Raw genomic sequence first — 13,640 nt, forward strand, 5'->3', positions numbered from 1 at the left:
GTACGAGTAGTATGAAAAAGTTTCCTACACTTTGCGTATGAGCAAGTGTAAGTATGTTTGTGCGAATGGAATCCAGTGTCACCATCATTCTGAAAATGATTCAAATCTGTGCTATTGGCATAATGACGAGTTAAAACAAGAAACTAATTAACTCATTTATTAGAGCAAAGGGCGAAGGATAATTTCCCTATGTCTGGCTTTCAGCTTAGAAAAGCCAATTTAGAGGGTATTAATTTAGTACATGGTGGTCATAAAGAAGGGTACAAGCTTATTCATGCAGACTTGTATCGTGCTAATTTGAAAGAAGCACACCTTTTCGGCTGTAATCTCACCGGCACATCATTAATGAAAGCGGACTTACGCTATGCCAACCTTCATTGTGCAAAATTAGATTCATGTAATCTATTAGGCGTCAGGCTTGAAGGTGCTCGCTTAGAAGGAGCGACCTGGGGAAAAGAAATTATTCAAGAAAAGATGGCCAGAGAAGCAAAAACACAAGCAGAAAAAATGGACTACTGGCAGCAATCCGAAGAAATCTATCGCAACCTTAGAAAAGCCAGCGAGCAAGCTGGGCTATTTGAAACCTCAGGTCACTTTTTTGAACGTGAGATGGTTATGCGGCGCTATTTAATGCCTATGTTTTCTTCAAAACGGTTTTACTCTAAGGTTGTTGATATTTTCTGTGGTTACGGTGAAAGACCTATACGTGTTGTGATTTTCTCACTCCTCGCAATTATAACCTTTGGACTCTTATATGCTGGCATAGGTGTTCATGATGGTGAGGAGGTACTAAAGTGGCGAGCAAATTACACCTTCTCTGAGAATATTATGCAGCTACTGACATGCCTGTATTTTAGTGTCGTGACATTCACTACCTTAGGTTATGGCGATTTAACCCCGTTTGGACTATCTCGCTTTTTGGCGGCTATTGAAGCGTTTATTGGCAGCTTTACCCTGGCTTTGTTCGTTGTTGTATTCGTAAAAAAAATGACGCGTTAAATTATCGTTTAACTTTCCTCAATTTAGTTAATGCATTTATCTATTTTTACCAAAGTAAATTAAATATATTTCATTTCATCTTGTACCGTCTAACATTCCCTCATTTTGCTTTAGTATGATAATCTCGAAATTATCATACTAACTGATTGTTTTTAAAAATAAGCTAACTGACTTTTTGAGGCACAAATGAAACTGGAATCTATTGCGCTACACCATGGTTATGAATCTGAAGCGACTACTAAATCTGCAGCAGTCCCTATTTATCAAACAACATCTTATACCTTTGATGATACTCAACACGGGGCAGATCTATTTGATTTAGCTGTGCCTGGTAATATCTATACAAGAATTATGAATCCAACCACCAATGTTTTAGAGCAAAGAGTTGCTGCGTTGGAAGGTGGAATTGGGGCTTTAGCGGTTGCTTCAGGTATGGCTGCTATTACTTATGCAATTCAGTGTATTTGCCAAGTAGGTTCTAATATTGTCAGTACTAGCCAGCTTTACGGTGGCACTTACAATCTATTTGCTCATACCTTCCCAAGGCAGGGTATTAATGTCCGTATGGTGAATGGCGATGATTACGAAGGCTTTGAAGCGGCTATAGATGAGAATACAAAAGCCATTTTTTGTGAGTCTATAGGGAACCCTGCAGGTAATATTATTGATATTGCTCGCTTATCTGAAATTGCTCACAAACATGGCATTCCGCTTATTGTTGATAATACAGTAGCTACCCCTGTTTTATGTCGACCTTTTGAACTTGGTGCTGATATTGTTGTTCACTCTCTAACGAAATATATTGGCGGTCATGGCACTTCAATTGGTGGCATTATTGTTGACTCTGGTAAGTTTGATTGGGTCGCAAACAAAGAACGTTTTGCTGTAATGAATGAGCCTGATCCTTCATATCATGGTGTTGTTTATGCCGAAGCATTTGCTGAGGCAGCTTATATTGGTCGTTGTCGTGTTGTACCGCTACGTAATACCGGCGCAGCGATATCTCCAATGAATGCATTCCAAATACTTCAAGGTCTTGAAACCCTGTGTCTTAGAATGGAAAGACATTGCGAGAATGCAGAGCAGCTTGCTCAATACCTATTACAACACCCTAAAGTGGATTGGGTAAATTATGCCGCATTAGAAACTAGCCCTTACCAAGCGACCTGCCAAAAAATCTGCCAAGGTAAAGCGTCTGGTATTTTAAGCTTTGGTATTAAAGGTGGTATCAAATCCGGCACTAAATTTATTGATGCATTACAAATGATTCTTAGGTTAGTAAATATAGGAGATGCTAAATCACTTGCTTGCCATCCTGCTTCAACCACTCATAGGCAGCTTGATGCTGAAGAGTTAGCCAAAGCTGGTGTGAGTGAAGACCTAGTGAGAATATCTGTAGGCATTGAAAATATTAAAGATATCATTGCTGATGTGGAGCAGGCTCTTGATGCTTGTTAAGGCGTAAAAAAAGCATTTGATAAAAAACCTGCTACGGCAGGTTTTTTTATGTCAAACAGTAAATCATAATGTAATTTTCGGATAAGAATCAGATATATAAAAATTAGAAAATGAGAGGGAATAATCGAGGTTAGAAGCCCTCAGCGTTCACTTTAATGCTTTTATCTTCAAAAATTATTTAAAACATAGGCTTACCTAAAATTTAATGCGGGGTAATCTATCAAATGACATAACTTTAATGTATAAGTATGTTGAGCTATATCAGCTTTGTGAATTGTTAAAAGTGCTAATTCAATCAATAAAGTTCACTTTAGAATCTAACTTTCTGCTGGACTAAAGCTGTTTGGGCCTTGTCTACGAAAATTAAAAGGGGGTTATATGTTGGCAAATATGAGTTTCAAACTAAAGTTAATTACCTTATTTGTATCTGCTATTTCGGGTTTTATTATACTAACGCTGGTGGCGTTAGATGGTTTGAAAATGTTGAATGAAGCAAATGCTGAACAAAAAATATTTTCAAATTTACAGCTTAAAACCGAACATGATTATGTTGGAATGATTCGACTGTCTGATCAATTGCAAGTATTGGATGAAAATACCGCTCAAAGCTTCATATCATTAATTCAAGAGCGTGAAATGGCGCTAAACCTTGAAAGCAATCAAACAGAGCAGGGCATATATTCTGATGTTATGCTGGAACAGCTGAATCAAGGTAAAGTGCTAAATCTAAATTATTATCAAGAACTAAAAGGCTTAGTTTTAGCAAAACAAGTGCTTGGCTTTAGCCAAACAACAGGTTTAAAAGCCAGTGTTACCTCCTTAAGTGAGCAAATTCATGGTCAAATAAAGTCGGTAAGTTTTGTCCTCGCAAAATTTGATTTGATGAATAAAAAAGCGACAAACTACCAACTTGATTCTTCAGCTGAAAATCTCGAAATATTTATCAAATCCTATGATGATTACTTTGCTCGATTAAAGAACTTTGGTCTATTAAAAAAGTTTGGTGAATTACCACCAATTTACTTACAAGCTGTTAAAGATTACGGTGCTGCGAATAATCAATTAGAAAATTTGAGTGCTAGCTTTTCTGCTACAAAAAAAGCACTTGATGAACAAAGAGATAAGATTTCTATCATGTTAGCTGAGCAGGTTAAAAGAGCTGAAAAAGTATCTGCACAAGAATCTCAAATGGCGAGCTTTAGTTTAATTATTGCCAGTTTAGTGATCGCTGCATTTGCCTCAATTATTCTTTTTGCCATAGTGAAAAGTGTTAAATCAAACCTAAGGCATTTAAGTATCGATTTAGCAAAAGTTCAAGCTGGTGATTTAACTGCTAGAGCAAAAATAAACAAGAAGCGAAATGATGAATTTGATGCTTTGGCGACTTCATTAAATGGAATGACTGATGGGCTAGGTAACGTGATATCAAATGTTGTGCTAACTAGCCAAGATGTAAATGCTATGGTCAAAGAGTTAGATAATGCTGTTGCACACATTAGTGACAGCAATGGTTCAATAAGTAATCAAACAAGCACCTTGGCTACCGCCACTGAAGAAATATCCCAAAGTGTTTCAAGTGTGTTTAGTGTGACGCAAGATATGAAAGAGCAAGTGCAGCAGACTTATGAATCTGCACAGAATGGATCAAAAACCATTAAAGAAGTACTCGGTAATCTCGGTGAGACAGTGTCTATTGTGGGAGAGACAAGTGCGCAGCTTGACGAGCTAGGCAAGCTTTCAGCTGATATAGATGGTGTAATAGGCATGATCAATGAATTAGCTGGTCAAACCAATTTGTTAGCGCTTAATGCAGCAATTGAAGCAGCTAGGGCAGGTGATGCTGGACGAGGCTTCTCTGTTGTCGCTGATGAAGTGCGCTCACTTGCGAGTAAAACGGTTGATGCGACTTCTCAGATATCTTCCATTGTTGGCAGTATTCAAACCGCAACAAAAGCCGCAATTGATAAAATGGCGAGTAGCCAAGAAAACCTTGATGCCATAGAAAAGTTTAGTGAACAAGCAGAAATAGCTATGCATGATATCGAATCAAGCGCTCATAAAGGCTCTAGTGCAAGCATTGAAATGGCCGCTTCAATTGAACAAGTGGCGCAAACTACCACAACCATGAGCCAAGATATGGAGCAAATTGCAACTCAGTTAAAAAATGATACTGGTGCAATTAATCGTATTGAAGATAATGCTCGTAATATTAGCGGCAAGGTAAGTTATTTAGCTGAACAAGCCGAAGTATTTACTGTTTAAGATGTGCTCATTTAAGTCTAACTCGTTGTAATATTTGGTAATACTAATGATAAGTCATAATGTTTACCCTAATCATGTACAAACAAGTTAATTGTCTTTGTACGATCGAACATTTAAATAGCTCGCCTGTGAGTTGCATGGAAAGCTCAATGAGTATGGAAATTAAATGTCTGATGGATGCAGTGGAGTTAATTAGGTTACGCCTAATTAGGTTTAAATTGTTTATATGTTGATTTGGTTGATTTACTTTTTAGGCACCTACTTAGGTGCCTTTTTTTATGTCTAAAAAATGTGAACTAATAGAAATGAGTTTAAATGTGCAAATATATAAATAGTATTGGTAATCATTATCGTTTGCGTTATTCTAAAATCCAATCGGTAATATAAATCAATTCAGGATGATGGCGCTTTATTAATTATAGAGTGAGCATGAGCTTTATTGATGTTCATTACTACTCTCAAGTTTATTAAGGAAGCTAACATGGCAAATTTATCTGTTATCGCTCTCAAAACCTTTGTTCCCTCAAAAAACTACACACAATCAAAAGCCTTTTATTCTGAGATCGGTTTTACAAAAGCATCTGATACTCAAGGTGTGGCTTTTTATCATTTAGGTGACGTTAGCTTCTTGTTACAAGATTTTTATGAAAAGACATTAGCTGAAAACCTAGTAATGCATTTATTAGTTGAAGATATAGGTGCATGGCATCAAAACTTAATTGAGTCAGGTGTTGTAGAAAAATATGATACTAAAATCACTGATATCACAGAACAAGAGTGGGGCATGTTAGATTTTATTATGCTGGACCCAAGCGGTGTTATGTGGCGCATTGCTCAGAACTGTTAGAAAAATGAAGGAAACGTTAAGAGTCCTTCGTTAATTTATTACCTTCAAAGGGCTTCATTTAATAATAAATAAAAAGTCTAATATTTAGGTTTTCTAAGTATTGGTTAATGAGACTTTTTTGCCTTGTTAAGGCCAGGCCTCAATTAAAAAGGTAAAAAATACCCTCTCAGTTTTACAAATTACAATGATTGATTAATTAATGAAATGGCCAAGAAATAACCAAAAATATAGTATGTCCAACTTATATATAAAATTGATTGATAACGCGTTATCGAATGAAGGTAAAAAAATAAGGAACATACAATGGTTAAACGATTTAACGCCTTTTTAGTGTTTTATTTTTGTATATTTTGCATGTCATTATCAGCCGAAACGCTTGAAGAGTGGGGGATAAGAAGTCTTTCACTACAAAATAGCCTAGATAATGATGCACCGCTCAATCAGTCAACTTGGCCAGGTACGCACAACTCGAACTCTAATAATGACGACGATGATATTCATAGTTCTGTTTTAAATCAAAGTCGAGGATTAAAGGAGCAGCTTGATGAAGGTGTAAGATCTCTTGTACTTGATGTTCATTATACTTGGAGTGAGGTGCGTGTTTGCCACAACAATGTTGATATGTGGGGAGCCTGTATTGAAAACTTTACTGGCAGTCGTAAGTTTGAAAATGCATTATCAGATATTATTGAATGGATTCAAAATAATCCAAATAATGTGATTCTGTTGAAGCTTGAGATGATGGCAAGCGCTGAAGACAACATAAATAAAGTGATTAAAAAAGTTGATGAATTTGATGACTTTTATTTTATGCCAAATTCTCTAAATGATGTGAGTTTCCCTGACCTGAATGGCAAGGGTTGTAAGGATCTCCCTTCAAACTTAACAAAATCTAAAGTGCATGCTTCAGGTAAAAATATCATCCTCTATACAGATAAATGCTATGAGAATACTAAGACCAGTGATCGCATTTTTTCATTAGGTGATGTTGAAAATGCTAAAGATGAATCTGACATTATTAATAAAGATAAGTCTTTGATTATTCGTGTTAAAGACGGTGCTACTAAATCTGGCAACTCTGATCCGAGCATGTTGCCGAGTAACATTGTCAATTATATGGATGAAGGGATCAATATCATCGAGACATATGGTTATGGTGCAACAGGTTCACAATGGAAGAAACAAGGGGAATACCCTATATCAGCTGATGATTTAGTTTGGAGCTGGGATAAATATGAGCCATTAAGTACTGTAATTGATGGTACTGCTGCAGTGCTTTCTAGTGAAACTGATAAATTTCAAACGGAACAAAGCGCCCATTTACTCAGACCCGCTTGTCGTAAATTGGTAGAAGAAGACGGTACCAGAGCGGAATTAAATTGGATCGTTGCGCCAGATATGGTGAGTTTTGATCAAGCTGAAAGTGCTTGCTTGAGCGCAGGAAACAATGAATATTATTTTGCGACTCCAAGAAATAAAATGGAGTTAAATGCATTAATTAGTTATCGCAATAAATACAATGCAACGGATGAAGCCATATGGCTCAATTATCAAAAAGTCTTTGGCGTTTGGATGGCTGACATAGGAGAGGCTGATGATCAGATGAGTCTTCTTTGTCAAAACCAAACGGCTAAGGTTTGTAGCCAACTAGATCATTATCAAAACCTCATTAATGACAGTACTGACTTTTAGTTAGTTGCACCCTAACTTAGTGATTTAATCAAACTAAGTTAGGGTGACATTTCAGGTAGTTAACTCAATATTCTTCTCTTCTTCAACTTCATGATTAAAAAGCCACTGAAATTAGAAATACAGGCACCCACTAAAATCATCACAACAGCGATAATAATATTGATTGTCCAAGTACTTAACCCGAGTGAGGATAAAATAATGGCGGTGAATAATGGAGAGCAATAGCTTAAAGAAGATAAAAGTAATTGATTGCCTGATTTAAGAGACAGTTGCCACAAATAAAATGCACCACCAACAGGGCCAAGTCCTAATAAGGTTGCACCTAACAATTGCTGAGAGCTGAACTGCCATTGACTCGTTTCAAGCATAAAATGTGATGCCAAAGAAAGAATACTAACAAATATTGAGAAGTAACCAATTTCATGAATACTTTGTGATAGAGACTCCTTTTGCTTATTTTTACCTTGTTTGTTTTTAGCACGATTTGAAAAATACCAGGAGTATGATGACCAAATTAAGGCACAGCAAAATGCTAATAAATAGCCTGCTAAATCGTTCCAATTAAAACTGAACATTTTGGAGGGTGAAAGAATAAAGCTAATGCCGATAAATCCTGTTATACCGCCAATAATTGCCTGAATTTGTTTATCTTTTGTTGCCACAAAAATTGCAAACAACAGAGGCCATAAATAAGCAATTAAACTGACTTCTAACGGCTGAGCATACTTTAGTGCCATGAAATAGCAAAAGTGGAATCCGTATAGCCCGAATATGCCCACCAGCCAATCCTTTAGAGTAAGTTCCGTTTTGATTAGCTTGAAGTTTCCTGTTACAAGCTTGTATAAAACAAAAATGAGACTTGAGATAAAGAAACACATAAATAGCAGCTGAAAGGCTGGTATTTCTTTGGTATAGGTACCTAATAGAGCTAAAACGCCCCACATCATGATTGCAATAAAACCATATAAAGTTGCCATAGTGCTTACTTCTATTACCTTGATTGAAGTGCTTATGGTATAGCTTCAAGATTATTAGAATGTGCTGAAAAGACGTATATCTAGACTGAAAGGACGCAATTCGATCTTTTGAAAAAAACTGAGTTTTTATGGCGACAAGGCGCTTGGTGTTTGACCAAAATAATCTTTAAATTTACGGCTGAAAGCGGAAGCATTCTGGTAACCAACTTTTTCTGCAACAAGTTGTACTGGCATATCTGAATGAACTAATAGTGACTTAGCTTTTTCCATTCTAAGGCCGGTGATATAAGTTTGAACCGTCATGTTTGTATTTTCTTTAAACACCTTTTTAAACTGGGTAAGACTTAAATGGGCGAGTTTACTAAGGTGTTCTAAGGTATGTTCTAAAGCAATGTCTTGGTTAATATACTGAATCGCTTTCTCAATTCGTTTGTCATAATTCTTAAAACATACCTGCTGGGCTAGTAATTGTTCAAAAAGACTCAGACTACTTTTTTCTATTTCGGCATCAACAGAATGTTCTAACTGCAAATCAACATAATTCAAAAATGCGGATAATGGTTTTGAAATAGTAAAGACGGCTGAACTGGTCTGCATCAAGTTTTCAGGTAGATGATGTAAATCTGCAACAATAAATCTGGCATTTTCGTGAGCTTTAAAGCCATGAATCTCATTTACCTTAATAATCAGACACTGTCCAATTTCAACAAAACCATTATGCCTATTAGTATTGATATCTAATGAACCGCGAAGGGGAAATACCAGTTGATGATAACCATGACTATGTTGTTTTAAGGTTGGACTATAGTGCCTGATAGATAAGGTGTTTCGAAACATGCTTTGATCTTTAATGCTTAATAAACTGTGTTTTGATGAAACTACGTTTTAATCTAAGGTGCAAGTACATGAAAATGTGAAGTTAGTCCTACACAAGTTCAAACTCTTCATAACCATAGTCTTCGCCGTTAATTCTGACAGAAACTCCATGCATGCCAGGGTGATATTTACGTGTGGTAATAACCTTAAAAGAATGAGCTTTATTGAACGTTTGGCACTCTTCGTCCGCTAAAGTGACACTTTTCCATTTAAAAACCTTAGGCGATAGTTTACCGTTCGCTTTCTTATGATGAATGAGATAATCAATGACAAGTTTTTGAGGGGTATTAGAAAGGGATCTAACTGCAATCTCAAAGTTTAAATAATCTCCCACATTAATTTTTTCATCTAATACATTAAGTTGAGTAAGCTCAATTTTAGCTTTATTGATACCAAAAGCCGCTAAGGTTTTTATGTGCCCTTGTTTAATGAGAGTACGACAGGCATGTCTAACCAGTTTTTCCCTATTCTTCTTTATTTTAGAATCTAACGTATTATCTTTTAACCATTCATGAGCGGTATCGGCGACGAGCTCTGGGTGGTCTTTTGCTATATCGTTAAGGTGGTTAGCAACAGAGCGCCTTACATATTCTTCTTTATCATCTTTAAGCGCAGATAAAAGTGCCATCATAGGAGTCGGGTCATTAATAAGGGAGGGGATTTGCATTGCCCAAGGGAGTCTAGGTCTTGTGCCTTCACTTAATAGTCTGCGCACATGGTAGTCCTCATTATTGACCCATTCAGACATGATAGAGAGGGCTTTATCTTGGTCTTTTATAATGAAAGGGCGTACATCGAACTCACAGCTGAAGTAGGCTGTCATCTCTTTTAATAAATTCAGGCTTTTATCAAAATCAGTCAGTCCATGTTTAGCTACAATCGGCCCTATACACATCATAGCCCAACCACATAAACCATTTTCGTCACTTTGCTGTGAAACCTTTAGGTTAGAGTGGGGTTTTGAGTGAAGCATTCCTTTTATTATTTGGTATTTGAAAGTTAGGTCACTTGGAAGCTTTTTATGTATCTCATCAGCAATAAACTCAGCTCTTTGTTTTAGCTCTAATGCTTCAAGTTTTTTAGAAATATCAAAACAGAATGTGTCTTGATCAAGAGGTGTAATAAGCACAGGATTTGTCTTTGAAGCTTGCTGTTGAATTAAAATATCCATTTGCTTAGCTAGGTGAAAGGCAATGACTTTAACTAAATCCATCGACAGTTTATTTTTAAATGCGTCCATATATAACTCTTATTCGTTTGGGCTTATGGGTAAATGCGGAGCATATACAATGCTCCGCTATCATAAAAACGATGATACTTATGCTGGATGGCTTGATAGGGACTGATAAATTGGCATAGGGGTAGCTAGCTCTTCTTCAGTGAATGACATCAAAGCAAAAAAAGCTTGGCATACAGGGTGACTTTGCTCCTTTTCCATTATGTCATATACACTTTTTTCATCAGTAAATTGTACGATATCAAGGTATTCAATATCACTTTTTTTAACAAGTTCTCTTCTCAAAATACAAGCTTCTTGATCAACAAACTCCTTTTGAAAAGTATTTGATGCTGCGAGTAAATCTGCTTCTGTCACCCCTTGGGCTAATTTGATCGGAGCGAGAATAGTCACTGGATTTGACATGATATTTTCCTTTTAAACATGGGTTGAAGTGTCATCTCATTCGCGAATTTAGAGAGTAAATTGAGTTTATCGACAAATATGACATTTAGTGTCATATTTGTTTTATGAAACGATCAAATACTTTAGAACGAATACAACGCTTGGATATCCTTAAAGCCCGGATAAAGTCGGGAGATGCCATGACTGTCGCATTAATTGCAGATGAGTTTAAAGTTAGCGCTAGAACCATAAGTCGCGATATTCAAATTTTGCGTGATCAAGGTCTACCGATTGATGCGGATAGAGGGCGAGGTGGAGGCATTCGCTTACAACAAAATTGGTCAGTGGGTCGAATTAAATTGAATTATACAGAAGCGGTTGATTTGATGATTAGTCTCGCTATAGCAGAACAAATGCAATCCCCCATTTTTATGGCCAGTTTGAAATCAATTCGTCATAAGCTAATGGCGTCCTTTTCTGCGGACATGAAACATAAGGTAACGGGTCTAAAAGAAAGGATTAGAATAGGTCAGGGCGTTTCATCTATGGTGTTAGCAACGCTTGAATCTAATAATGTGCAACTTGTCGAGCAGTTACACCAGGCCTTTTTGATGCAAACCGCCTGTGAAATCCAATATCAGGACCAAGCCGGAACACTAACAAAGCGTATTATTCAACCGCATTATTTATTATTAAGCTTTCCTGTTTGGTATGTACTTGTTTGGGACGAGCTAAGGCAGGATGTTCGTACTTTACGTTGTGACAGGATTAAACAATTAAATGTATTGGATGATGAATTTAAACTCTTTCCTCTGTCTCGTTTTGAAGCCTGCCTTGAGGGTGTTGATGCTATTTAAGCCTTAATAAAAAAATTGTGCTGATTAAAGATTGATCAAATTTGGCTCGTATTTGGCTTTCACACATTTTATTCTTTATTTAAGTAAGAAAATAAATTAAAGAAATTCAGCAAACTCACATTTCAAGAAACTGACATGATGACAAGGAATGTACACAATGATGACCAAGTTGAACCTGTATTCTTTCATGTTTTGCCTCACGCTTATTTCTCAACAAGCTTTTGCTAACGATTTAGAGCCTAATGATCAATTGGTTGTTAATAGAGGTCATATTCTTTATGTTCCTAAAACGCCTCATATAAGAGCGTTTATAGAGCCTGGAAGCTTATTGAAAAAGGTTAAAGTTGATTATCAAGACAGGTATAAAGGGCGCTCAAGAGTCATAACACAAGGTGGCATCATGGGTGAGATGAAAAGCCGTGATTTAACCCTATATGACGATATTAGTAAGCCATTAGCCTACTTGAGAAGGCCTCTTAAGTTAGGTGAGTTAAGCTTTAGTCCAAGAGATGTATTTAAATTAGACATAGTTGAAAACCCCAGAACTTATGAGGATGAATATAAAGTTATTTATCCGTCTCCATATTATAGTTTCAAAGACAATGCTTATTATGTTGCTCATGGGCATCAAGTTTATTCTGAAAAAATTTTTAATTACCACTTTAATTTGATTCAAACATTAGAACAAAAGCCTCACTTTCCTTTCTGGCCTGAACGATCAACTGAGTCAATACAATGGGGCTGTGAGGATTCAGAAGAGAATAAAACTCGTATTCACCTTGGAGCTGAAGGCAAGATAAGTACAGGGTTTTCATTGTTTAAGTTATTTAATACAGAGGCGAGTGCGACAGCTAATACAGACAAAGAAACAGTTAGAACTAAGTTGTTAAAAGATGAAAACTTTTACCATAAAGTATCAAGGTGGGTGCTATATGCATCATATGAGAAACGTATTCCCATTCTAGAAATTGCTTTAGAGAAAACTTGGCCATGTAACAATAACGGGTCTCATGAATACAACTATACATTACACTTTCAAGAGGAGATGGACATAAACCCAATCGTCATCAACCGCGTCTGGTCGAATAAAAAAGGCATGAGTGATGGTGGTGCGTCTCCTGTAGGTCTACATACTTTAGAAGACTATCGCAAGTTTGAAGAAGCGTTAAAAGACTTTAAGTTTCATCATTATATCCAAGGATATGATATGAGTTATATTTTAAAACACTTCCTCATGCGCTTTACGGTCAACTTATCCATCCCCTAATAACTTGTTTAATAAGCAAAGCCGTTTTTTAAAATAATTTTTTATTAAGCCAAATTACTTATAAAGTTGTCAGAAAATGTGGAAAGAAATCACAATCACTAAAATTTAGCTTCAGATTACCAGTTTGGATTAGGTATTTTTAAATAAGGCAATTAGGATCGAAAGGATTAATCGTGTTTAAGGTGCTGAAATGATAAAAATTGGTATTGTGTATTTCACAAATACAGACGTAACTGGCCAGCTTGTCAATGCTGCTTGTGAGGAGGTCGCTCTTCAGAGCACAAATGTTGAAGTCATCTGTCACAGAATTCTAGGTGAAGAAATTCAAGCTGGTAGATTTGTTAACACTGCAATTATGGAAGAATTAAAAAGCTGCAATGGGATAATTTTTGCATCTCCAACATACATGGGGAGTGTCGCAGCTCAGTTTAAGGCCTTTGCTGATGCAACCAGTGATTTTTGGGAGAGTCAGCAATGGTCAGGGAAAGTAGCAGCGGGTATGACCTGTGGATCAGGCCTTAATGGCGATCAAGCAACAACTTTACAATACTTTATGACCTTAGCCAGCCAACATGGCATGTTATGGGTCGGGTTAGACGCACCTTTCAGTGATGCAGATAAAGCAATCAATCGTTTAGGCTGTCAATTAGGTGTTACGGCTCAAAGTCTTGATGGCAGCCTTGATGAGGTTGATCTTAATAGCGCTAAGTATTTGGCGCGTCGAGTATTAGAGATAAGCAAGAAGTTAGCACTTTAATAAGAAATTAAATTTTTACTGTAGCGG

The 13,640-nt window shown here is 36.6% G+C and carries 12 protein-coding genes; 8 read left to right on the plus strand and 4 right to left on the minus strand.

The features are described 5' to 3' along the window. The first annotated feature begins 189 nt into the window (after window positions 1–189). From OA91_RS03245 to OA91_RS03265, 5 genes are all read left to right on the plus strand, one after another. Complete coding sequence (locus OA91_RS03245; protein ID WP_157203782.1) at window positions 190–999, plus strand: pentapeptide repeat-containing protein; 810 nt, start codon at window positions 190–192, stop codon at window positions 997–999. A gap of 186 nt (window positions 1,000–1,185) precedes the next feature. Then, window positions 1,186–2,457, plus strand: a complete 1,272-nt coding sequence (locus tag OA91_RS03250; RefSeq protein ID WP_063337136.1) for an O-acetylhomoserine aminocarboxypropyltransferase/cysteine synthase family protein — start codon at window positions 1,186–1,188, stop codon at window positions 2,455–2,457. Between the two features lie 378 nt (window positions 2,458–2,835). Next, window positions 2,836–4,719 (plus strand): methyl-accepting chemotaxis protein, encoded by a 1,884-nt coding sequence (locus OA91_RS03255; protein WP_063337137.1) that lies wholly within the window; start codon window positions 2,836–2,838, stop codon window positions 4,717–4,719. A gap of 481 nt (window positions 4,720–5,200) precedes the next feature. Beyond that, a complete protein-coding gene (locus tag OA91_RS03260) occupies window positions 5,201–5,566 on the plus strand; it encodes a VOC family protein (protein ID WP_046017328.1) in 366 nt (121 codons plus the stop codon). Window positions 5,567–5,869: 303 nt separating this feature from the next. Then, a complete protein-coding gene (locus OA91_RS03265; RefSeq protein ID WP_063337138.1) occupies window positions 5,870–7,258 on the plus strand; it encodes a hypothetical protein in 1,389 nt (462 codons plus the stop codon). Between the two features lie 59 nt (window positions 7,259–7,317). On the opposite strand, the gene OA91_RS03270 is transcribed toward OA91_RS03265, so the two are convergent. The 4 genes from OA91_RS03270 to OA91_RS03285 form a co-directional block, all read right to left on the minus strand. Beyond that, window positions 7,318–8,235 (minus strand): DMT family transporter, encoded by a 918-nt coding sequence (locus OA91_RS03270; RefSeq protein ID WP_063337139.1) that lies wholly within the window; start codon window positions 8,233–8,235, stop codon window positions 7,318–7,320. 126 nt (window positions 8,236–8,361) lie between these two features. Continuing rightward, the gene (locus OA91_RS03275) at window positions 8,362–9,072 is read right to left on the minus strand and encodes an AraC family transcriptional regulator (protein WP_063337140.1); all 711 of its coding nucleotides are present in this window, start codon (window positions 9,070–9,072) and stop codon (window positions 8,362–8,364) included. An 88-nt stretch (window positions 9,073–9,160) separates the two neighbouring features. Then, a complete protein-coding gene (locus OA91_RS03280; RefSeq protein WP_063337141.1) occupies window positions 9,161–10,351 on the minus strand; it encodes a hypothetical protein in 1,191 nt (396 codons plus the stop codon). Window positions 10,352–10,429: 78 nt separating this feature from the next. Beyond that, window positions 10,430–10,753: a hypothetical protein gene (locus OA91_RS03285; RefSeq protein WP_063337142.1), complete on the minus strand. Its 324-nt coding sequence runs from the start codon at window positions 10,751–10,753 to the stop codon at window positions 10,430–10,432. 104 nt (window positions 10,754–10,857) lie between these two features. Here OA91_RS03285 and OA91_RS03290 point away from each other — a divergent pair, with 104 nt between their 5' ends. The 3 genes from OA91_RS03290 to OA91_RS03300 all read left to right on the plus strand — a co-directional run bounded on the left by OA91_RS03290 (window position 10,858) and on the right by OA91_RS03300 (window position 13,613). Then, window positions 10,858–11,589: a helix-turn-helix transcriptional regulator gene (locus OA91_RS03290; RefSeq protein ID WP_063337143.1), complete on the plus strand. Its 732-nt coding sequence runs from the start codon at window positions 10,858–10,860 to the stop codon at window positions 11,587–11,589. A 157-nt stretch (window positions 11,590–11,746) separates the two neighbouring features. Continuing rightward, complete coding sequence (locus tag OA91_RS03295; RefSeq protein ID WP_063337144.1) at window positions 11,747–12,856, plus strand: hypothetical protein; 1,110 nt, start codon at window positions 11,747–11,749, stop codon at window positions 12,854–12,856. A gap of 190 nt (window positions 12,857–13,046) precedes the next feature. Next, window positions 13,047–13,613, plus strand: a complete 567-nt coding sequence (locus tag OA91_RS03300) for a flavodoxin family protein (RefSeq protein ID WP_063337145.1) — start codon at window positions 13,047–13,049, stop codon at window positions 13,611–13,613. The last annotated feature ends 27 nt before the right edge of the window (window positions 13,614–13,640 follow it).

Source organism: Marinomonas sp. SBI8L (assembly GCF_001624705.1).
Classification (GTDB): Bacteria; Pseudomonadota; Gammaproteobacteria; order Pseudomonadales; family Marinomonadaceae; genus Marinomonas.

Bases quoted from the DNA above. Each gene is read 5' to 3' on its own strand.
- OA91_RS03290 (WP_063337143.1), top strand. From the start codon at position 10,858: ATGAAACGATCAAATACTTTAGAACGAATACAACGCTTGGATATCCTT.
- OA91_RS03260 (WP_046017328.1), top strand. From the start codon at position 5,201: ATGGCAAATTTATCTGTTATCGCTCTCAAAACCTTTGTTCCCTCAAAA.
- OA91_RS03270 (WP_063337139.1), bottom strand. From the start codon at position 8,235: ATGGCAACTTTATATGGTTTTATTGCAATCATGATGTGGGGCGTTTTA.
- OA91_RS03295 (WP_063337144.1), top strand. From the start codon at position 11,747: ATGATGACCAAGTTGAACCTGTATTCTTTCATGTTTTGCCTCACGCTT.
- OA91_RS03245 (WP_157203782.1), top strand. From the start codon at position 190: ATGTCTGGCTTTCAGCTTAGAAAAGCCAATTTAGAGGGTATTAATTTA.
- OA91_RS03300 (WP_063337145.1), top strand. From the start codon at position 13,047: ATGATAAAAATTGGTATTGTGTATTTCACAAATACAGACGTAACTGGC.
- OA91_RS03250 (WP_063337136.1), top strand. From the start codon at position 1,186: ATGAAACTGGAATCTATTGCGCTACACCATGGTTATGAATCTGAAGCG.
- OA91_RS03285 (WP_063337142.1), bottom strand. From the start codon at position 10,753: ATGTCAAATCCAGTGACTATTCTCGCTCCGATCAAATTAGCCCAAGGG.
- OA91_RS03265 (WP_063337138.1), top strand. From the start codon at position 5,870: ATGGTTAAACGATTTAACGCCTTTTTAGTGTTTTATTTTTGTATATTT.
- OA91_RS03255 (WP_063337137.1), top strand. From the start codon at position 2,836: ATGTTGGCAAATATGAGTTTCAAACTAAAGTTAATTACCTTATTTGTA.
- OA91_RS03280 (WP_063337141.1), bottom strand. From the start codon at position 10,351: ATGGACGCATTTAAAAATAAACTGTCGATGGATTTAGTTAAAGTCATT.
- OA91_RS03275 (WP_063337140.1), bottom strand. From the start codon at position 9,072: ATGTTTCGAAACACCTTATCTATCAGGCACTATAGTCCAACCTTAAAA.